The sequence below is a fragment of the Leptolyngbya sp. Heron Island J genome, assembly GCF_000482245.1.
Taxonomy (GTDB): Bacteria; Cyanobacteriota; Cyanobacteriia; order Phormidesmidales; family Phormidesmidaceae; genus Leptothoe.
The window spans coordinates 182,341-203,691 of the sequence record NZ_AWNH01000106.1 but is presented as its reverse complement, the minus strand read 5'-3'; the positions used below and the strand labels follow the sequence as shown (position 1 = coordinate 203,691).

The 21,351-nt window shown below is 47.1% G+C and carries 18 protein-coding genes and 1 tRNA gene; 10 read left to right on the top strand and 9 right to left on the bottom strand.

Annotated features, from left to right (window positions below; all coding sequences use genetic code 11):
* The first annotated feature begins 15 nt into the window (after nt 1-15).
* From N836_RS68060 to N836_RS0139505, 4 genes are all read left to right on the top strand, one after another.
* Entirely contained in the window at nt 16-1,053 is a 1,038-nt protein-coding gene (locus N836_RS68060) for a tetratricopeptide repeat protein (protein ID WP_152532282.1), read from the top strand.
* Nucleotides 1,053-1,760: a tRNA (guanosine(37)-N1)-methyltransferase TrmD gene (gene trmD, locus N836_RS68055; RefSeq protein WP_023076192.1), complete on the top strand. Its 708-nt coding sequence runs from the start codon at nt 1,053-1,055 to the stop codon at nt 1,758-1,760. The genes N836_RS68060 and trmD overlap by 1 nt, the downstream gene beginning before the upstream one ends.
* Before the next feature lie 46 nt (nt 1,761-1,806).
* Nucleotides 1,807-2,286, top strand: a complete 480-nt coding sequence (ispF, locus tag N836_RS68050) for a 2-C-methyl-D-erythritol 2,4-cyclodiphosphate synthase (RefSeq protein ID WP_023076191.1) — start codon at nt 1,807-1,809, stop codon at nt 2,284-2,286.
* Nucleotides 2,287-2,495: 209 nt separating this feature from the next.
* Entirely contained in the window at nt 2,496-2,846 is a 351-nt protein-coding gene (locus N836_RS0139505) for a phospholipid-binding protein (protein WP_023076190.1), read from the top strand.
* A gap of 17 nt (nt 2,847-2,863) precedes the next feature.
* Here N836_RS0139505 and N836_RS68045 read toward each other — a convergent pair whose 3' ends face one another.
* Nucleotides 2,864-3,754, bottom strand: a complete 891-nt coding sequence (locus N836_RS68045; RefSeq protein ID WP_023076189.1) for a carbohydrate ABC transporter permease — start codon at nt 3,752-3,754, stop codon at nt 2,864-2,866.
* 34 nt (nt 3,755-3,788) lie between these two features.
* Nucleotides 3,789-4,487 carry a lysozyme gene (locus N836_RS77260; RefSeq protein WP_023076188.1) on the bottom strand — a complete coding sequence of 233 codons (699 nt, stop codon included), beginning with the start codon at nt 4,485-4,487 and terminating at the stop codon, nt 3,789-3,791.
* Nucleotides 4,488-4,578: 91 nt separating this feature from the next.
* On the opposite strand from N836_RS77260, the gene N836_RS68040 reads away from it, so the two are divergent.
* From N836_RS68040 to N836_RS68030, 3 genes are all read left to right on the top strand, one after another.
* Nucleotides 4,579-5,880 carry a M16 family metallopeptidase gene (locus N836_RS68040; protein WP_023076187.1) on the top strand — a complete coding sequence of 434 codons (1,302 nt, stop codon included), beginning with the start codon at nt 4,579-4,581 and terminating at the stop codon, nt 5,878-5,880.
* Nucleotides 5,881-5,927: 47 nt separating this feature from the next.
* The gene (locus tag N836_RS68035) at nt 5,928-6,806 is read left to right on the top strand and encodes a fructosamine kinase family protein (RefSeq protein ID WP_023076186.1); all 879 of its coding nucleotides are present in this window, start codon (nt 5,928-5,930) and stop codon (nt 6,804-6,806) included.
* A gap of 102 nt (nt 6,807-6,908) precedes the next feature.
* Nucleotides 6,909-6,979: transfer RNA gene (locus N836_RS68030), tRNA-Cys, on the top strand.
* Between the two features lie 107 nt (nt 6,980-7,086).
* Here the strand turns inward: N836_RS68030 and N836_RS68025 are convergent.
* The gene (locus N836_RS68025; RefSeq protein ID WP_023076185.1) at nt 7,087-7,758 is read right to left on the bottom strand and encodes a cell envelope integrity protein TolA; all 672 of its coding nucleotides are present in this window, start codon (nt 7,756-7,758) and stop codon (nt 7,087-7,089) included.
* Nucleotides 7,759-8,432: 674 nt separating this feature from the next.
* Here N836_RS68025 and N836_RS68020 point away from each other — a divergent pair.
* Nucleotides 8,433-8,795, top strand: a complete 363-nt coding sequence (locus tag N836_RS68020) for a hypothetical protein (RefSeq protein ID WP_023076184.1) — start codon at nt 8,433-8,435, stop codon at nt 8,793-8,795.
* A 58-nt stretch (nt 8,796-8,853) separates the two neighbouring features.
* On the opposite strand, the gene cobT is transcribed toward N836_RS68020, so the two are convergent.
* From cobT to N836_RS68005, 3 genes are read right to left on the bottom strand one after another with little or no spacing between them, the layout of a single operon-like run.
* Complete coding sequence (gene cobT / locus N836_RS68015; RefSeq protein ID WP_023076183.1) at nt 8,854-9,996, bottom strand: nicotinate mononucleotide-dependent phosphoribosyltransferase CobT; 1,143 nt, start codon at nt 9,994-9,996, stop codon at nt 8,854-8,856.
* Between the two features lie 11 nt (nt 9,997-10,007).
* The gene (locus tag N836_RS68010) at nt 10,008-10,805 is read right to left on the bottom strand and encodes a DUF2232 domain-containing protein (protein ID WP_023076182.1); all 798 of its coding nucleotides are present in this window, start codon (nt 10,803-10,805) and stop codon (nt 10,008-10,010) included.
* A gap of 54 nt (nt 10,806-10,859) precedes the next feature.
* Entirely contained in the window at nt 10,860-11,564 is a 705-nt protein-coding gene (locus N836_RS68005; RefSeq protein ID WP_031294257.1) for a Crp/Fnr family transcriptional regulator, read from the bottom strand.
* A gap of 638 nt (nt 11,565-12,202) precedes the next feature.
* On the opposite strand from N836_RS68005, the gene N836_RS68000 reads away from it, so the two are divergent.
* Nucleotides 12,203-17,581, top strand: coding sequence for a hypothetical protein (locus N836_RS68000; RefSeq protein ID WP_023076180.1), 5,379 nt, complete (start codon nt 12,203-12,205; stop codon nt 17,579-17,581).
* Nucleotides 17,582-17,994: 413 nt separating this feature from the next.
* On the opposite strand, the gene N836_RS67995 is transcribed toward N836_RS68000, so the two are convergent.
* A complete protein-coding gene (locus N836_RS67995; protein WP_023076179.1) occupies nt 17,995-18,387 on the bottom strand; it encodes an AbrB family transcriptional regulator in 393 nt (130 codons plus the stop codon).
* 763 nt (nt 18,388-19,150) lie between these two features.
* Between N836_RS67995 and N836_RS0139495 the strand changes: the two genes are divergently transcribed.
* The gene (locus N836_RS0139495; protein WP_031294255.1) at nt 19,151-19,345 is read left to right on the top strand and encodes a chlorophyll a/b-binding protein; all 195 of its coding nucleotides are present in this window, start codon (nt 19,151-19,153) and stop codon (nt 19,343-19,345) included.
* Between the two features lie 10 nt (nt 19,346-19,355).
* On the opposite strand, the gene N836_RS67990 is transcribed toward N836_RS0139495, so the two are convergent.
* Entirely contained in the window at nt 19,356-20,750 is a 1,395-nt protein-coding gene (locus N836_RS67990) for a trypsin-like peptidase domain-containing protein (protein WP_023076177.1), read from the bottom strand.
* A gap of 241 nt (nt 20,751-20,991) precedes the next feature.
* Entirely contained in the window at nt 20,992-21,195 is a 204-nt protein-coding gene (locus tag N836_RS67985; RefSeq protein ID WP_006516222.1) for a phycobilisome linker polypeptide, read from the bottom strand.
* Nucleotides 21,196-21,351: the final 156 nt, after the last annotated feature.

The following is a 21,351-nucleotide window of genomic DNA, read 5'->3' as shown; positions in this document are numbered from 1 at the left end:
GGGAGAGATGTGATTGTGCATCGTACAGTTCGGTTCGGTTATGGGTTAGCACTAATGGCATTGCTAGGTATGCCTGCAGCCTTAGCCCAGGAGTCACTTGATGAGCAGCTGCGCCAGCCAGTCAACCGTGAAGCGTTTAATCAGCAGCGGGATGTTGCCGATCAGCTACTGCGTTTGGGGGAACGTCAGGCAAACCAGGAAGACTACCAGTCAGCTCTACGAGCTTGGAACCGAGCGGTAGAGCTTTACTACGAGATTGGTGATGCAGCTGCCATGGCACAGGTCTATGGCCACCTTGGTAATGTCTATGCGACCCTGGGTGACTATACCAACGCAGAAACGGCAGTACGTCGTCAGCTTGCGATCGCTCGGGATAACCAAAACTTCAGCACCCAAATCTTTGCCTGGAACACATTGGGAACGCTCCGGCTACAGCGAGGCGCAACCGAATTCGCTAACCAGGCCTACGAGGAAGCTCTCAAAATTGCCTACAGTATCCAAAACTTTGAAGGCATCGGTTTATCCCTAAGCAATCTGGGGCTATTAGCCGCAGGCCAGGGAGACTACGACACTGCCATCGAGTATTACGAAGCAGCTGGAAACTATCGCGTTCGGGCAGGTAACTTACCCGGTCGTGCCAACACTAATAATAATCTGGGTAATGCCTATCTAGCTCAAGGTCAACTCTTAAAAGCGATCGCAGCTTATCGGGTCGCCCTCAGCTATGGTCAAGAAAGCAACGATGTCACAACGCAACTAAACGCGATCGATGGTCTCATTGATGTATATAGCAAACGGGGTGACTGGCCCCTAGTCCGGAATTATCTCGATGAACGGATTGCCCTGACCCTAAATACAGACAACGATTTAGGTCGGCTGCTGACCTTTAAGCGATTAGGTGAATTTTATGAAGCTACCGGGGATCTCCCCTTAGCTCAAGCAGAATACCAACGAGCCTACGAGTTAGCCCGACTGCTAGACCACACCACTCTTGAAGTAGAACTGTTTAATCGATTGTTGAGTTTTCAAAGCCGTCAGAGCAACAATAATTAATGCGGTTTGACCTAATTAGCTTATTTCCTGACTTTTTTACATCACCGCTCCAGTCAGGCCTGATTGGCAAAGCCTTACAGCGGCATATCGCTGAGGTCCACGTTACCAATCCCCGAGATTTCACCACCGATAAACATCACAAGGTAGACGATGAGCCCTACGGTGGCGGCGTCGGTATGGTGATGAAAATTGCACCCATTGTGGCCGCCCTTGAAAGTCTGCCCCACAAACCCCAGCGGGAAGTTATCCTCATGACCCCCCAGGGAGAGCCGATGACACAATCCTTGTTCTGGCAGTGGTCAACTGATGTAGACCAGCTAGTCATTATTTGTGGCCATTACGAAGGTGTCGATGAACGAATTCTCAATGTGGTTGATCGAGAAGTGTCCCTGGGAGATTTTGTCCTGACCTGTGGCGAAATTCCAGCCCTTGCCTTGCTCAATGGGGTGATCCGATTATTGCCAGGCACAGTCGCGAAACGGGATTCTTTACACTACGACAGCTTTGAATCCGGCCTATTAGACTACCCTCATTACACTAGACCGGCTGAATTTCGAGGTTGGACAGTCCCAGAAGTACTACGCTCAGGCAACCACGCTGCTATTGCCAAATGGCGACGACAGCAACAGATCGACCGCACCCGTGAGCGGCGACGCGATCTTTATGAACGCTGGCAGCAGCAAGAATGGGAAAATAAGGACGAATAAGGGGTTGTCCCCTGTTTATCTATTGACCAACCCTTGAGGAGCTGCGATGAATATTCGCATTGGTAACGGTTACGATATTCACCGGTTAGGTCCAGAGCGACCATTAATTTTGGGAGGAGTTACTATTCCCCACTCCCTAGGGCTGTTAGGTCATAGCGATGCTGATGTACTGACCCACGCAATTATGGATGCGATGTTGGGGGCATTGAGCTTGGGAGATATTGGGCGCTACTTCCCTCCCACCGATCCTCAATGGAAAGGAGCCGATAGCTTAGAGCTGTTAGACCAAATCTATCAGATGGTGCAAGCCAAAGGATGGACCATCGGTAACCTGGATACAGTGATAGTCGCGGAAAAACCTAAGCTAAAACCTCACATTGTCACAATGCAGACATGTTTGGCTAAAAGGCTCAGCATTGCTACTGATCAAGTTGGCATTAAGGCAACTACCAATGAAAAGCTAGGACCAACGGGGCGCGAAGAAGGCATCGCCGCCTATGCAGTGGTGTTATTGATTCAGGAATAAAGGGGTAGTTGTGTTAAAAAGTTTCTAGCAACACATAATTCAACCTAAATATTTTTTAGAATTTATAAAGTACTATCCGGATTCAACAAAACTGTTGCGTGTTGATGTACTCTATATCGCCTTTTTAAGCCACACCTTGTCTGTTTTAGGTGGATATGGGAACCATGGGCAACGTACCTGGTGGTAATACATAGGTGTCGAGGTAACTTATGAATGGCTTAGCTGTTGCAACTGCTCTAGATGGAGTATCTGGAACTTGTCAGATACCTGATGACAGTGGGTCTGATCAGTGTCATTGGTTTGTTTCTATTCCTCCGGAGCGTATTGGTTTACACGGAGAATTTGATTATCATGGCCTGTCTAAGCGAGTATCCCACTGTTTAAACGCCCAGGCTGATGATGCGTTGGGGCGCTTAAAGGTTCGCCAGCGTGGTCGTGTCGTGGTCTTAAGTGGTCAACTGGGGTGTGCCCACCAGCTAAGTAAGGTTGTGAATTTGGCCCTGTCTATTGATGGGGTGGATGAGGTAGAAACACGTGGGATTGCTTTAATTGAAGCGTGATGCGGAGCTATCACGCTTCAAAATAGCGTGTTTGTTTCTTGCGCAGGGGCAACGCTGAGTCTGATCAGGGATAACGTCAGGATCAAGATAAAAAGAACTAACCCAATCGTGCAGGCGTAGCTCATCTCTAGATTTACAAATGCTTGTTCGTAAACGTAATAAACGACGGTTTTTGAACTGCTGCGGGGTCCTCCCTGGGTCATGATGTAAACTTCTTCAAATACCTTGGTGGCTGAAATGGCTGAAATTACGGCCACAAGGAAGATATAGGGTCGCATTAACGGTAGGGTAATATCCCAATGTTTACGCCAGTGGTCGGAACCATCAATGGCGGCAGCTTCGTAGAGATCTGCGGGAATTCCCTGCAATCCAGCCAGGTAAATCACCATGTAATAGCCCAGACCTTTCCAAATAGTGACGGCCATGACGCTAAATAGCGCCAGATTAGGGCTGGTGAGCCATGGAATGCGAATAGTGTGTCCGGTCAAACTGGAAAGCAGCTGGTTAAACAGGCCAGTTTCGGCATACAGCCAGCGCCAGGCAATCCCTGCAACCACCATGGAGATAACCACTGGGGTGTAATAGGCTACACGAAACCAGGTCATCCCTTTGAGTTTTTGGTTGACCAGGATAGCCAGGAACAGGGGTGCGATCGCAAGAATAGGCACAACCCCTACCAAGTACACCAACGTATTCCTCAGCGTCTGCCAGAAGGTCTCATCCTGCCACAGACGCACAAAATTCGCCCACCCTACCCACAGGGGCGGCTGAGTAATATCGTAGCCATATTCAGTAAAACTCAAATAAAACGCCTGCAGTGCTGGCCAAAAGACTGTTAACCCCAACACTAATAATGCTGGAGCCAGAAATGCATAGGGAATTAACCAGCGGGGAAACGGACGATTCACCTAAACTCTCTAGGGGCGGTAAGATTTGCCCACCCTACAGAAAACGTCGATAGTCCTGCCCTAAAAATAGAGCTCTCTCAGCATTACGCCGACGAGTTAAACCAGCCAATACTCTACCACCCGCACGGTTCCAACGTGGGAATTCATTAGCAGCCCCATAGATATCACGACGATTTAGCTTCTTAATGAGCGTGGAGCTACGCAGAGCCCCAGAGCCAACGTTATAAGCAAATGACACCAGGGCGGCAAACTGATTGTCATTGATAGACACTCGCACAGTCTGATTGACAGCCTTCTCAAATCTATTGAGATCCGCTTTTAGCAATGCCTCCGCTTGAGCTTCACTGATAGCTTGACCCGGTTTCACACCACGGGTCGTGCCATAACCAATGGTCCAAACACCGACAGCATCCTGATAAGCCTTGAGGCGTAACCCTTCAAATGTCTTAATCAAATGCACACCACTGGCATTAGTTTGGCGCGCCCCTGTAGTCGGGGGTGAGGCCGTGGGTGGCGTAGATTGTCTTGGAAATGGTTTAGGTTCAGGTCCGGTTTGGGAAACAGTCATACCGCGCGGAGAGTCAGCCCGTGTAAACCACGATTTCATGCCACTAATATTGAGCACTTTTTCGTTGGGATTTGACTTAGAGGGATACTTAGAGATTTTGGAGATATAGTATCCCCCTTGCATCAGGTAGATGGCCTTATCCGTTTCCTTGATCCAAGTGCCCATAGAAGTTTCTCTTGGTTATTTTTACCCAGACTTTACTGTATCTAGATGACTAGAATACTAAGTAGAATAATTACGAAATTTTAGTTTGCCCATGGTTGCTACACCAGCATCCGCTGAAATTACTAACCAACCCGTGGTTAAAAGGCTAGCTAATGGTCTAACGATCATTGCCGAGCATATGCCAACGGCTGCCGTTAATCTTAATATCTGGTTACGAGTCGGCTCTCGGGTTGAATCTGATGCCATTAACGGCATGGCTCACTTTTTAGAGCACATGATTTTTAAGGGTACTCCTCAACTCCAGTGCGGAGAATTTGAACGATTAATTGAGGAGCGCGGCGCGATCACCAATGCCGCCACCAGCCAAGACTACACACACTACTACATCACGACAGCGCCTAAGGATTTTGCTCAGCTCGCACCACTGCAAGTAGAACTCTTACTCAATGCCAATCTTAGTGAGAGCGACTTTGAACGTGAACGTCCGGTGATTCTAGAAGAAATTCGACGTTCAGAGGATAATCCACGTCGCCGGATTTTTCAGCACTCCATGGCGTTAAATTTTGAGCAGCTGCCTTATCGGAGAACAGTGCTTGGCCCTGCATCTGTGATTGAACGATTATCTGCAGAGCAGATGCGAGCTTTTCACTGGCGTTGGTATCAGCCCCAGAATATGACGGCTGTTGTTGTAGGCGACTTGCCCGTTGATCAGCTGGTTGCGATCGTAGAAGACAGCTTTGATCAAGCCCTGACCCATCGTCAGCAAAAAAGTGTTGCAGGGTCTCTAGAAGGTTTGCCAGTCAGTACACCTGAAGATCCCTTTGAGTCCATTGCCCGAGTTGACTACACTGATCCCACGTTGCAACAGGCTCGCTTAGTCATCAGCTGGCGCGTGCCAGGGCTACGGCAGCTATCTGAGACCTATGCATTGGATGTGGTGGCTTCGATCTTAGGCCAAGGACGGACAGCACGCCTGGTACAAGACATACGAGAAACCCGAGCCCTGGTAAATAGCATTTCTGCTAGCAATATTACCTATGGTGAGCAAGGTGTCTTTTATATTTCAGCTAATTTGGCAGTTGAACAGCTAGAGGCTGTTGAAGCGGCTGTTCTAGAACATATCCAGTGTCTGCATGAGCAGCCTGTTAGCGAGGCGGAACTAAATCGAGTGCAAACTCAGGTTGCTAATCGCCATGTCTTTGGGAATGAAACTTCTAGCGATCGCGCCAGCATATATGGCTACTATCACGCCATGACCGGCGATATCAAGAACGCTCTGAATTATCCCATCGCCATTAAAGACATTGATGCAGAGGCTATTCAATCAGCGGTGAGGTGCTACCTACCAGTCACAGCCTATGGGGTTCTGAGGCTAAGTCCTGAGAGGAATTAGGCATCATTCTAATTCTGCCGTCCTTCACTATATTTGGGAGTAAACCTATGGCTGACATTTGGGCTGATATCGGTGCTCAGATCAGTCGAGCAATTAGTCAACCGTTCCAGGTAGTGCAGACACGCTCAGTAGGCGGTGGCTGCATCAATCAGGCCTATGGGGTGAGTGACGGCCAAACAACCTTTTTTGTAAAGCTCAATCAGGCTAGTAAGCTGGCCATGTTTGAGGCCGAATTGGCTGGTCTCAAGGAAATGTACAACAGCCAAACGATTCGGATACCCCAGCCAGTGTGCTGTGGTTTGGCTGGGACAAATGCTTACATAGGCATGGAATGGCTAGATTTGGGGAGTGATCCTTCGGCCTGGGCAACCATGGGACAAAACCTGGCAGCTATGCATCGCACCTCTAGCGATTTAGGCTTCGGCTGGCACCGTACCAATACTATTGGTGAAACCCATCAGCCCAATGACTGGCAGGAAAGCTGGTTAAGGTTCTGGCAGAATCAGCGCCTGGGATATCAGTTCCGTTTAGCTAAACGACGCGGTGGTTCGTTTCCACAGCAGGCCCAATTACTAGCAGCTGTGCCAGAATTATTAGTCGGCCATGATCCCATGCCTTCGTTAGTTCATGGTGACTTGTGGTCCGGGAATGCAGCGATTACAACCGCAGGTGAACCCGTCATTTTTGATCCGGCAACCTACTATGGCGATCGCGAAGTCGATTTAGCCATGACTGAACTTTTCGGGAGGTTTCCAAGCGCTTTCTACGATGCCTATGAGTCGGCGTATCCGCTTGCAGCTGGCTATCCGACACGTAAAATTCTTTACAACCTCTATCACATCCTCAATCACTTCAATCTATTCGGTGGCGGTTATGCAGCCCAAGCCAATCGCATGATTCAACAGCTACTAGCCAAAGTTAACTAGCGTTCCCCCCATACTTTTCTGGTCATTGAGGAGAAAATGCATTTAGCCAGGAATCTGGGTTAGAACGCGACGAGAATTTGATATATTAAAGTTCGGCAATTCGGCGGCATGGCCAAGTGGTAAGGCAGAGGATTGCAAATCCTTTATCCCCAGTTCGAATCTGGGTGCCGCCTTAAATTGATTTTCGTTGCTGATCCTCGGTACAATTGTGCCTTAAAATTATCGCCATACGGCGTCTCTCATCGCTCGGTTCATACTCTAAATCAGCAAAGGCAATTAATTAGTCCACATCGTAATATGTGGCATTAGCTCGTTTATGCCTGGTGGGTGGCGGCGGCAAAAACTCCTGCTCGTAATAGCGATAGCCAGCCGGTGGTACAGGCATCTGGAACGGATAAACAACGGGCATCGAACGCTCTTCACGCCGACGACCAGATACCAGAAACATACAGATAATGATCACTCCACCACCCAAGACCATCACTAGCAGCAAGCCACCGCCAATCCATAGCAGCGTGGTTTGAATTGTTTGCACACTTGATGAATTTTCTCGTTCGACCTGGGCTTCAACCAGCTGACCATTTTGCAGCGAAAGGGTATCAACCGAGCGCTGGTATTCTCTCAGCTGAGAAAGAACAGCACGGGTTTCTTCCTGTTGCTGTTTGATCTGATTTTCCAAATTGCGAGCCAACATTTCTTGCTGGACTAACTGATTTTCCAGCTTAGCGGTTAGATCTCGCTGCCGCTCTAGTTCGTCCCTAATATCTTCATTGAGGCCCTCATTGATCGTCTGTACCGGCGATTGAGGGACAGGCACAACGGCTTCCAAACTAGTGGAGTTTGTCTCTGCCTCGGGGGTTGATGTCTGAAATCCAACTCGTGCTAGCAGCAACACTAAAACAGCTACCCCAGTCGTTGCACACCCAGCAACGAATGCGGTGGTATCAGTCATAGACGATTTGGGTGACATTAACTAATTACTGCCCCCGACAGTGCATTACTACTATAGATATAGATGTCTGTCACAACCTGTAGCACCAATTGAGAATACCTAACCTGGGTTGTCTGACTCTAATTCTCAAACGCTTTTCTAAATGAACCTACACCCATGACGGTTATCCAGGCTGCTTAGTGCCAAGCTTACTTATACTACCGTACACACCCCATTAGAACCTGCCATTAAAGAAGGGCCAAATTCAATTTGTTTGGTAGCTTAACACCCTCTATGGCTCAAACCAGTTTACGTACGTTTTGATGTACGTGACGGCACTGAGAAGTATACCCTATGTCTCTAATGAAAATGTGCTCAAAATCTAAAAATTAGCGACTAATGAGCGCCTAATTAGGCTTCAGTTGACGCCAACCTTAACATTCGGCACAGAATCACATCAGAAAGTGTAGTTCCGCTACAGTATGTCACGGTTTATTAGAATTCCCCTATGTCTGTGGGAATAAGCTGACATTGTAAGAAGATGATAAACAACAATAGATTAAACTCAACTATTTTTATTTCATCTATTTATGGTTTCATTCTTGACAACAAAAGGTTAAATCAATAAGTAATAAGGCCTCTGCATCGGTTAGGCGTTCTTAGGATGAAGAGGTTATTTGAGGATTTGCTAGCCCATGGATATTGGTCCAGAAAAAGTAACGCACCTATCAAACCGGGTCGATAACCTACAGCAACTGTTGGAGCAGATTGATTGTAAGGTTTCCGATCTGCTAGTGCGTCAGGATACGAATGGTGATGCCGGTCAGCCTAAGTTTGGGGTCAGTCCCCCTGAAAGGATGGTTGCTAACGGCTTAGAAGAGGCCTTTGACCACAAGGATATTTTGAATGATGAGCCCCACTTTGGGCTTGATCAGTTAACCGGTAATCAGTCGCTGTCACCAGAAATTCAGGTTCAGCGTTTGACTGCTCAGTTGACAGCTGCCTATAACCGCATTGCTGCCTTAGAAGAGCAGCTACTGACCTATCGAGCTCACTAGACTCTTAAGTGCATGCTTACAGGTTAAGGTTGGATGTGGCTAGCTCAAGTATGGTGCGTCACTGGGGTTTATATGGAGCGGGCATTTCGAGGCAGCTTTCTAGCAATGCTTCCATCGCACTGAGTGTCTGCCTTTGATGCCATGACTGATATAGATGGCCTGAAATCAAGCAGCCTCCTGCTCCTACCCCTTCTTTGACATATCCTTCTTCAAACAAGGTGAACTGTGGGTAGCGTGATTGTTTGAATGAGAATTGGCTACTGATTATCGGAGGTGTTGGAACAGTGTGGGCTAGTGTCAGAAACTGACTAGTCGCATCGTTTATGATCCATCGGGTTGTGCCAATAACGATATTGTTTAAATTCCATGGGTATTGGTGGCTTAACTGGTGCAGCATCGTATAAATAGCGATCATTTGGCTACCGCCTGCCAGCAATACACCGCTGTGGTGACTGGCAGCTATGGCCATACCTAAAACAAAGGGTTGCATAGGGTCGCCGACGGCTGCGATCGCATCCCACACAGTCCATTGATGGCTCTCTCTAGGCTGAGACAGCAAACCCGTTTGGATAAGCGCAGTTTTTTGCGCATGATTACAAGTCAGGTGGCTGCTGCCCATCAAGCCTGCAACGTCAAAACCTAAGGCAGTTAGCACTGCCTGGGCCGTTGTCGTGCCAGCAACGACACACTCACCAATCACTAAATAACTATGGGCAAACCGACGCCCTAGAGTAGCTCCCCATTGCAAACCTGCATTAAATAATTGGCTAACTTTTTCAGAAGATAGCGCAGAGCCAGAGCTGACACAGTGAGCCACAGTGCCATCTAAGTGTATACAGGGCACGCTCGGTCTGTAGGGTAAGCCTGCATCAAATAGATAAACAGGCAGGTTTTGCCCTGATATCACAGCCCGCGTCAGCAAGGCGGGAGACACACCGGCTGTGAGTGGAGGCAATGGATATTGAGGATTCGGGCTAGGCCCTTCATAAATAAATTCAGCATCAGCGACAGCCGTTACCATACGGGCCTTAGGGCTATTGCCCGCTGCGGAAATTTTCGGAACTAACGCTGTTTCAGTAGCCCCTAAAACACAGCAATAGCATGGTCTTTTGCCCTGATATTGCTGTTGCCACCGTTGAGTAATCGGTGTGTTGGCATGGTGGGCAATCAAGGGGTAGGACTCAGAACGCTTAAGTACCATGATGGGAGTAGCTACTCCTCAAGAATCTGCTGCACCCATTGCGGTGGAGATGGCACAGCGATACCCATGCGTTCTAGCAAGATCCAGGCAGTCAGATGGACAGTAAACAAATAAACCAAGCTACTAAAAAAAACCATTGAAACTGCAGCAACCTGGATAATACCGGGACTCAACTGTCCCATAACGCCTACTCCAAGTAGTCCAAAATCTAACAATCGATTGGTAATCCAATCCGTCAGCTGTATCACCTGAGCAATTAGATACCCCCAAAGATCTTCTCCCGCCATCCATGACAATAGCCAGATGCGAAAAAACATTCCCAGAGTCACAATGAATGCTCCGATGGGTAGTGAAATCAACCAGGAGGTCTGCTGTCGCCAATGATAACCAAGCTGCACTCCCAGCACACCATAAGGAATGACATACAACAGACTACGAGGCGGCCCAATCAAAATTGCCAGAAGTAGACCAGAGACAAGGGTAGTCATCCAGGCAGAGCGGGAATTCCAACGTAGATAGACCAACGCTACAGGTACCGGGAATAAAATACGTAGTAGCGGACCGGGGGGAAAATAAAGATTGATCAGCCACATCAAACTAGCAGCACTGGCTAGAAAAGCGGTTTCAACCATAGCGACTGGCCCCTTATCACTGGGAGCAGTTATGGGATTGCTCGCGGGTGTTCTGAGCGGTAGATCATCCTCTATCCAAGGACTGTCTAAATCAATATTGTCAAAGTCGGTGGAGTTGCTGCTATCAGCCAAATCCGGCGCTTGTGACTCTGCCTGATAATCGTCTGGCTGACCCATGGTGCTGAGAACAAATCCTAACCAAAATTGTAACCGTGAAAAACCAGCAATGCTTTAAACCAGAAGTCGGTCCAGGGCATCAATAGACGGGATGCGAATAACATCACGTTCACGATTAATCAAGCCTTTCTTTTCAAGCTTGCTTAAAACGCGCGTTACCGTTTCTCGAGCAAGTCCACTGAGACTACTGAGTTCACGGTGGGGTAAGTTTGGGATTTCTACACCTTGGCTGCCCAGGGTACCTTGTCCATCTGCCAAAAAAAGCAGCACATCCGCTACGCGCGATTGGCTATCTGATTCCCTCAGCCTTAACCTTCGATTGACTTGGCGTAGTCGTCGCGCCATCAGTTTAGCCAGCCGAATTCCAGCCTGGGGTTCACTGTTCAGTAGATTGACAAAGTCTTGGGCTGGCATGCTGCCGATCATCGTGGTGGCCAGCGTAATCACATCGGTAGAACGGGGAACTTCCTCTAAGGGAGCCATTTCGCCAAATAACTCACCTTTGCCCAGAATGTTGAGGGTGACTTCCTTGCCATCAAGGTTGTAAGTGCGAATTTTCACCCATCCATCCAAAATGAAATAGACCGAGTTACCCCAGTCATTTTCTAAAAGCAAAACCTGCCCAGCAGGATGACGACGCGTGACGATCTGGGCGGTCGCCTGTTGAACCGTAGCTTCAGGTAATTCCTTAAAAAATGGGGCGGCTGCGATTAGGTTTTCACCCGCTGAATTATCTCGGGTACCGTATTTGCTGTCCATAGGGGGGGAAGCCACGGTTGGGTGGACTCGGATATAAGAATAGACTTGAACAATAAAGGCGATGCTGCGAACGATGCAATCATCTCAGCTCAGACCCTAAAAGACTGGTGGATAGTTGGCAAAAAATTTTAGAAACCTAAAGAATGCCAGAACCCTGCAAACGTTCAATAGTATCTAAGGGCATTCAGTATATGCTAAGCCCTACAGGGCCAGACAATGAATTTGCTTGAAGTCATCATGAACTCATAGCTTAATTGTTAAAACAGTCGTTTATTGGAACATCAAGGATTTAGTTTAGTTTTGATCAGTTTTTGCTTTGCCTAGAACAGGTTACAGCACGACTGCATCATCCCCCTAACTCAAAATTGCGTTAATTTAACTTCACATCTCAGGTATTAGGATTGGGGGCATCGATTAGGATGACATCCAGCTATCCACAATGATGCATCTTGATCGATCTACATAAGCCCTGATGGCTTCGTCAGGATTTTTTTGTGGATGCCTGTAGATAGGAGGAAATTGTGATTTTTTAGCCAGCCTGCTTTACACTTTGGGCATTCCATTGGTAAGGGCTGCTCTGCCCACATGCGGGTAAAGTATCCTCCACTTTGCAGAGTTTGTTGTTCAAAGGCCGCACTGTGACTTCTCAAAAGGATCAAATCCAACGCCTTATCGCTGAAATTGAAGCTACCCTAGCTAAACCAGCTTCCCGTTTACCGTTGGGTTTGTCGGGGGAAACTGAGCGGCAACGGCAGCTTTTAGGTAAATTATTTAGCTACTTACAGTCCCTTGAGGAGCTGTTTGACTCTCCAGGGGGATGGGGGCCAATCAACCCAGAAACAGGCGAGTTTGCGTCTTCTCAGCCTGTGGGCTCCGATATGGAGGCATCGGCCTCTCAGGTATTACAGGGGTTGCTCTCGGAGATGAAATATCTCAGGGAAAACTCTCTGAGGCCAATGCGTCAGGAGTTAGAGACGCTGCAGCAGAAACGGGATAGTTTGCAGGCTGAGATTAATGTTCTAGAAGCACAACACGGTTTTGAGCCACTACAGTCTGAGCAGCAAATCAATGCCTTTTTAGAAACCTTGATGCAGCGCCTGCAGGAGCAGCTATCGGCGCAAATGGTGCAAAATTTTGCGGCAATGGAGACCGCTACGATAGAGCAGTTGTCAGCAGCTGACAATCCAGCACCGCTTTTGTCAGGACAGCGGTTGGAGCAAGTTCGATTACTGCAGGCACAGTCAGATCAACTGCTGTTGAAATTAGATAGCACCCTGACAGCGGTATTTGATTCGTTACAGAGGAGTGTTGATAGCTACCGTGAATCCCTGGAAGAGGGATTAGATCAAATGCATGGCTTAGGCCGTCAAGGCGAAGTAATTTTTCATGCATTTATCAATCATCTTGCTCAACAGCTGGGGCAGGATGCTTCGCTATATCTCACAGGGGAGTTAGGAGAGGCTGTTCAACAGGCAGCATTACAAGGGCCGAACTCCGTAACTACAGATGTTGACTTGAATGCGACTCAGCTGGATGAGTTAGATCAGGCATTGGAAGATTTAGCCTTAGAAGAAGCAACCGGCATTGAGGCACCGGATGCCGATCTACAAATTGATCCTGATCTGGCACTGTTGGAGGATGCGATCGCACCTGATGAAGACATCACAGCGATTCAAAGTAACGATTTCCCTGAGCTGGAGCTCCTAGAAAATAGCTTCTTATCTAACGAAGCGGTCAGTGGTGAGGATGCAGACATTGATGAGAATGAAGACATCACTGTCATCCAAACCGATCAAAATTTCAATCCAGATATTGAGATTGATCTAGATGAAGATATCACCCTGATTCAAACCGATACGGCCTTCGATTTAGACCTGATAGAAGCCGCCACCTCATCATCATCGGAAGTTACGCTTGATGACGTCATCACCGACAGCGATATAGAATCCCCTGATCTGCCCCTATTTGAAACAGAGGCAACAGTTGAAACAGAAACACAAACACAAACAGCAACCACCGAACCCGAGGAAACACCCACATCATTAACCCCAGAAGCGCCTGAATTAACCCCAGAAGCGTCTGAACCTTTAAACCTAGATTTAGCCTTAGAGGACATTGACGAAAGTCTTGGATTACTGGCCACAGGTATGGACAGCGACCCAACATTGAGCGCTAATAAGCCACAAGAGACCCTAGATCAAGACGAATTACCCTCAATAGATTCTGAGAACGAGCTATTTAAATTTGATGCAGATTTTGACCTGGGATTAGAGTTAGAGGCAGAGGAAGAACCGGATGAGCTACTGGCAGCCGAGCTATTTCCAGAAGAGCCAATAGATTCCGAAGAGCGGTCAATTGACTTATCTAACTTGAACTGGACAGAAATTTCTGAGACTGAGAATATTGAACAGCCAACTGAGACAGACTTGCATAATGCTAATCAGGTGGCCGATGACTGGCTATTTGAGCGATTAGAGGCTGATGACACAACCGCAGAAGACTCGACATCTGCACAAGCACCGGTCATCATTGACCCGATCGCAGAAGCTGAGGAAGTTCTGTCTGAGACAAAAGTCACAGTTGAGACACTTTTTGGCGATAGTATCGAGACCCAGGATGACTCGAATAATGAGCCACCGAACGGAGATACCATAACGTCCTTATCAGATTTACTCCCCGACGAGTCTACGTTAGAGGCAGTTGAAGATTTTCCAGAGAATGTCCCAGACGATGTTTACATTGCAGCATCAGCTGATGAGGATTTAATTAATCTGGTAGATTCCGGCGCTGAGCAACGTCTACTGATTGACTTTGATGATGAACAGCTGGTGGAGCAACTAGATGAGGATTTGCAAAAGCTGGCAGGGGACACATTCTCGGCTGACTACGGAGTCGAAGAAGATGAGGCCCTCGATCCTTTAGACCAAGCCACGCTGGAAACAATTGTGAGGGATCTCAACCTAGAAGATTTGGATCTTGATAATGAATCAGCCGTCGAGGCTATTGGCCCTGAAGCAACGGGGGAAAGTGGACTTGCAACAGCGACATCTACTGAATCGTTAGAAAGTGACGACGATAGTGAGACCGTTGCATTATCCCAACCGCCAGTGGAGGAAGATGCGGATCGCGATCTGTTTGAAGGCTTTGCTGGTGATGTCGTTGATATTGATGATCCATCAGAAGACGAAATCGATTTAACGACAATCACGTCATCCCCAGACGAGAGCGATCAAGGGCCTCAAGATATAGATCTTTTGGGTCTAGTTACTGACCCGTTGATTAACGAATACGAGGATTTTGACGATGGGTTAACGGATTCCTTGGCAGATGAGCTAGGGGATCTGAGTGAACGCTCTAACACCTTATCCCAGGAATCGACCGAAGACTTTGTTGGTCAACTGCTATCCGATTTGGAAGAGCCTGTAATTGAGGCAGATGAGGATATTGTCATTCCTGCTGTAGAAGAGACAGACCCACAACTAGACTCAGCATCATTACCGGATGTGCCGCTAGATTCTGCAACTGATGACCTGGACACAGCCGCACCGCCAGAGCCAGATGACTTCTTACAAGCAGAGCAGGAAGCCTTCTGGCAAACGATGACTACAGATGATACCCCGGAAGGCTTGGTTTCTGAGACTACCGATAGTTCAGATGACTCAGATCTGGCTGAGGTCATGTTTGATATCGATATCGATTTTGAGTCATCGTCCACATCTGTGCCATCAGATGAACTGGAAGACCTGCTGGTTTTAGACGATTTATCTCAGCCCAGCGATGATCAAGCATCAGCGGTAGTTGATCAAGCATCAGCGGTAGTTGATGTTGAGGAAAGTGACGTTGATGTTGATTTAGGGGATCTTAACGAACTGTTTGAGCAATCGGTTACCCCAGATCTAGAAGGTATTAATCATACAGAGGCTAACGATGATGTGGAGCAGGCATCTAATCCTCTAGCAGAGCTAGGCTTGGATGAGGCGACAGATCTTGAGAACCTGCTCCTTGATCCTGAGGATTTAGTGCCTGAGGTAGATACGTTATCAGTGCTGACAGAGGATGTACTGCCCACCGTGGATTCCTCTATAACAGCTGACAGTGTTGAGCAGGATGTAGCTGCTGCATCGGAACTTACGGCTATAGATCCCCCTGTGAGCCCCCCGCCTTTACCTGAACCTTCAGTAGATATCGAAGGGGATTGGTTTCTTGGACTGGATGTGGGTTCAACGGGTCTATCTGCCGTCCTGATGAATCGTCGTACAGGCCAAGTGTATCCCCTGTATTGGCAAACAGAGGCCGATGATACTAAGCATTTTCGGTTGCCTGCACTAGCAGTCGTTACAGCAGCCCAAGATACTGTGGCAGTAGGCTATGACGCTTTAGGTGATCTTTCAGAATTATTGGGTACAGCCGGTGCGAAGATGCCTGACCTGGTGGGGGTTAATCGTCTGAAGCCATTGTTAAAGGTAGCAGTGGGTCATGGGCAAACCTTGGCTGATTCTGAACCATGGCTACGTTGGTCAGACACAGTGGAGCTGCCCATGCTTCAAGTTTTGCAGGCCATGGTATCACTCTTGAAATACATGGTGGATCGCGGGCAGGCAGTTGGTCTCGAAGGCGATGCGCTGGCGCAGATTTGGCAGCAACTACAAGGGGTGATTGTGGGTTATCCCACTAACTGGCCAGATACCTACAGCTTTAATCTACGGGAGGCAGTCCTGGCAGCTGGTTTAAGTGACCAGCCAGAGCAAATTTTATTTGTGGAAGACGCGATCGCAACTATCCTGTCAGGTTTACCTGATCCTAACAATGCCTCACTTGCAGAGACAGTTTCCCTATCACGTCAGCCGAGTCTATATAACTGTCAGTGGCAGGAAGATACCGTCATTATTAGCGGTGGAGCAGTAATGACTGAGTTGGGCCTGGTGCACTTACCCAAGGATCTTAGCAAGCTCAACTATGCTGATTTTGCCCTACGAGGCTTTGCCTATGGGGGTGATGCCCTTGACCAAGATATTGTTTGCCAGCTCTTACTCCCAACAGAACGGCGTCAACCCCTATCTGAAGCAGACGCAGGGATTGATTGGGACTGGCAGGGACACATTGAACCAGAAACGGCTGACTGGTCACAACTGCAGCTAGACGGTCTCACTCTGCCTGCAGTTGGTCATGTTGATTGGGCCCAGCGCTACCAGCTACAGCAGCGATTGTTGTCATCGAGCTTAGGCCAAAGTTTGCTAGCTGCAGCTCGCCACCTTAAGTTAACCCTGCAGCAGCAAAATCAGATGCAGCTTACCTTAGCAGGGCAGCGCTGGCTGATTAAACGCCGTCACCTCGAAAATCTGATCTTTTTGCCTTACATTCAACGGATTAATCGCTATCTGAATGTGTTACTCAGTCATCACTCCGTTGATACCCAGGCAATTAAGCAGGTAATTTGTACCGGTGGCTCAGCCTCGCTGCCCGCCATTGCTCGTTGGCTACGTCAGAAGTTCCCCAACGCCACTATCATTCAAGATACCTATGCCAGTGAGCTACCCCATAGCTGTAGCCGTGTGGCCTATGGTTTGGTCAATTTGGCTCGCTACCCCCAGGTCTTAAATGTCACTCGGCAGCAATACAGCGACTATTTCTTATTGGTTGAGCTGCTACGGGTATTCCCTCAACAGCCGTTGCCCGTGGGCGCAATTATGCATCTGTTAGAACAGCGGGGTATCAATACCCAGGCCTGTCATTTGCATATTTTGGCGCTCTTGGAAGGTCACCTCCCTCCTGGGTTAGTACCAACAGCCGCCGATCGGGGATTGATTTGCGATCGCACAACCGACTTACCCACCTATCGAGCATTACTACAAACACCATTGTTTAGTAAAACAGTCACTGAGTCAGGTGGACAGATCTACATTCCTAACGAGGCCCAGGCCAAGAAGCTGCTGGCCTATGTGAACCAACTGCTGACTGGCAAGGTGCAAACCTTGGAAGAACCTTTGATTGCACAGCTGGAAGTATTTGCTCAATAACAGGTAAACGGTTGGTAAGGGCACTTTAGAGGCCTAAAACTTTGCTTTTGCTTAGACATCTGCTTTATTCCTCCGTCCTCATTCCTCTGTCCTTCATACACAGCAGATAGACGGGGCGTAGATGCTGCTGCCAATCGTCTGCTTATCTGATAATTGTGGGGTGATAAATTCAGCCAATATTCTGAGGATTAACCCTGATATTTCAGATTGAATAACGATGTTGTGATCGCAATTAAGGTTAATCAAAAAGAGCAGAACCAATCCAGCCTCTTGACAACACCTACCAAATACTTAAAAAGGGGTTAAGCAATGCTTAACCCCTTTGGTTACTACAGCCATGTCAACCTATTACCGACCACTCAGCTGCGTTTAAATACACATATGGATGTCATAGTAAATCCACAGGTAGAAAACTAATCTTCATCCTCTGAATCTTTATTTTCACCTAGCTGAATCAAGTGAATATGCTTATAACCCAGCTTAATTTCAAATTCATCCCCCGGCTTCAGACCCATTTCTTGAGTATAGGTAGAACCAATAACAATTTGGCCGTTTTTATGCACACTAACTCGATAGGTTGGCTCGCGTCCACGCCCATCCTTAGTGCTTTCTGGACCTAAGGGAATACCCCTAGCGGCCAGCAAAGCATCATAAAAATCGGTTAGATTAACCCTGACTTGCTTGTCCTTAGTAATCGTGTAATATCCACACTCCTTAGCTTTCTCCCGCTTTGGTAGATGGGTGATTTCCTTCATTTTCTGAAGCAAAGCTTTCCCAGTCAGTGGCGTGGTTTTGGTATCAGCCATCGGATTTAAAGATTTAATGGTTAGGTCTAGAAAGAGGCAATGAAATTAAATTTCTGGCACATAAGACTAGATAGATCTCGATACGTGACCTGTGTTAAAACACGTTGTTTACGAGAGGCCCTGATTATAACAGACGAAAAACCTGTTTATCTAGGAGTATCTAAAGTTCAAATACCAATCAGATTGAACATCTTAAGTTTTTCCTGCAAATCAATCCAGATTTAGAGTTTGGATATATCTAATATACAAACTTTAGCGACGGTAACAAATTCTTGTTGTCACAGATGATTTTTCGATTTTAAGCCTGATATGTCATAGGAATTTACTCTTAAACCATCTAGTTTCAAAAGATGATTATTCCGTACAGAAAAAATACAATTCAAACAGTAATCAATTTTCTCTAATTGCAATTTTGATAGAGAATTGATTGGGTCTCGTTAAAGATACAAACAAAACCTATCCACTTTAATAGCGTGTTGCTCCAGTCATAGTCTAAGGAGTATTTTTACTCATTAGTAGATAGGATTTGAGCAAAATCATGCCAAGAATGTGAGGTCGATAAGTTAGAATTAGCGACAGTTTCGGTATATTAAGGAACTATTGCCAAGCATTGCAATGGGTTAGTCTGTCTAATCAATCTGTTAAATATTGATAGATGGTCAACCTGTTAAGTAGATTGATTCTCCCAAATCAACAACGGCTACCATGGGAGAGTGCGTTAAACATTAACCTTCTGGTCGTTTTTTATCTTTATGATGGTGATATGTCTAAGTCTGATTCATTAGAGCCCAATACATCACAATCGCCATCCGCGACACCGGACGACCAAGCTAGCTTTGGTTGGAATATTTATGCAGAACGTATCAATGGTCGGTTTGCCATGGTAGGGTTTTTGGCCTTATTACTGCTTGAATTTTTTACCCGCCAGGATTTTTTCACATGGTTAGGGCTACCCTAACTGTGTAGGCTTACTGAACACGCATTTGATATTGGCCTTGCCCTCTTTGGTCATAGGCATTGACGATAATTCGGTATTCCCCTGTATAAGGTAAATCTATGCGAATAGTCGAATCGGTATTGTTTTGAGACTGATCGTCATTTTCAGCAATTTTATTACCCTGGTTATCGATTAACAGCAGGTAGGTATCAAAATCCTGACTGGTCAGGGTAATGGTGACATTTTGACCCTGCTGACCGTTAAAGAAATATTCGTCGTAAAGGCTGTTGTCTCTGAGGCGATTATCTTGAGCGCTCAGAATACCGCTTTCACTCAACAAGTAGTTATTGTCGTTAGCTATGCTGCTAATGCTTAGTTCATATTGCCCTTGTTCGCTGGCACCATAGGAATTGGCAAACACAAAGTAGGTGCCAGCGGTCGGTAAAGTTATTTCTAAACGGGCATTGCGGCTGTCACCAATGTCGTCGTTCTCGCCCAAATATTCTTGATTGGGTCCGTAAAGTAACAGATAGGCGTCAACCTGGTTACTGTTCATGGCAATGCTAATCCGCTGGCCAGCTTGGCCTTCAAAGGTATAGACATTGAAGTAGCTGTTGTCAGGTAATAGGTTGCTATTGCTATCAAGACGGTCACGCACAGCAGTACCGTCGATGGTGATGGGGGACGGAGCACGAGATATTTGGTTTTGTCGAGAAGCAGTTGTACTGGCCGTACCATTTTGTACGGCAGTAATAAAGGGTTGGATTTGAGGGGTTGCGATCGCGAAACCAATGCCGATGCTACCTGCGTTTTCCCCCGTTGTAAAAATAGACGTATTAACCCCAATCAGCTCACCATTTCGATTTAGCAATGGCCCACCTGAATTACCCGGATTAATAGCAGCGTCCGTCTGGATTAATCCCCGTTCTGAATCAATGCGGCTAACAATACCCACCGTAAATGTGCCTTGCAGACCAAATGGACTACCAATAGCAAATGCTTGCTGACCTACCTGTGCCGTAGTGTTAGCTAAAGAAATTACCGGAAAAACAGTATCCCCTCCATCAATTTGCACAGCAGCCAGATCTAAATTTTCGTCAGCATACCCAACAACCTGACCTGAAAACTGACGACCATCCGCTAACCGCACGGTCACCTCGCTGGCCCCACCAATCACATGGGCATTGGTCAGCACCAGACCTTCTGGGGTGATAATACTGCCGCTACCTGTGTTATTGCCCGCATCAATGGCCACAACCGCAGGGCTCGCCTGCTGATATACACGCACATTGATATCTTCATCAAACCCTTGGGCTTGGGCTGCAGTCGGCAAAAATCTCTGACTCGGACTAAATGCCCCAATCAAATTGAGGCCCAGAGTGCAAGCCAGCAAGCCTGTGAAAGATTTCAGAAGAATAGATGTCATTGCTTTTTCAGCACAGTGAACTTTTCTATAAGATACTCCTAGCCATCAAGCTATTCCGGTATCCAAACAAGATTTTCATAGTGCCGATATAACGCTGGCACAGAAGATGCCACCAATCAAAAGTTTGTATCATAGATAAAGGAACATTTTTGGCACTAAGTATGACCTAAAAATGCGCATAACTACGAGAAAGGGCTGCAACGACGTTGCAGCCCTTTCTCGTAACAACCCATTGACCGCTTTAGGCCAAACCAGTATTGGCTCCGGGCTTACCAGTTGCTAATTCTACTTTGACAATCTTGCCACCCATCTTCTGAATTCGTTGCTGCTCGCGAAACCAGCTATCGTAGGGAACGAGCTTGGTAAAAAAGGTATTTTGTAGCTCACGCTGGGTGCGAATGCGAGATTGACTCGGCACACAGGCAGTAATCCGAAACATGCGCATAGCAGAGATGTCTCCTAATCTTAAACAAAAACTATTTTGCAAATCGATTGCGAAAAGCCTGTTAACTGAAGCGGTGAATATTTGGGCTTTAGTTTAATAGGGCTAGCTATTTAGCTGAATTGAGATCAGACTAGCATTCTCTAATGTACTGTCAGT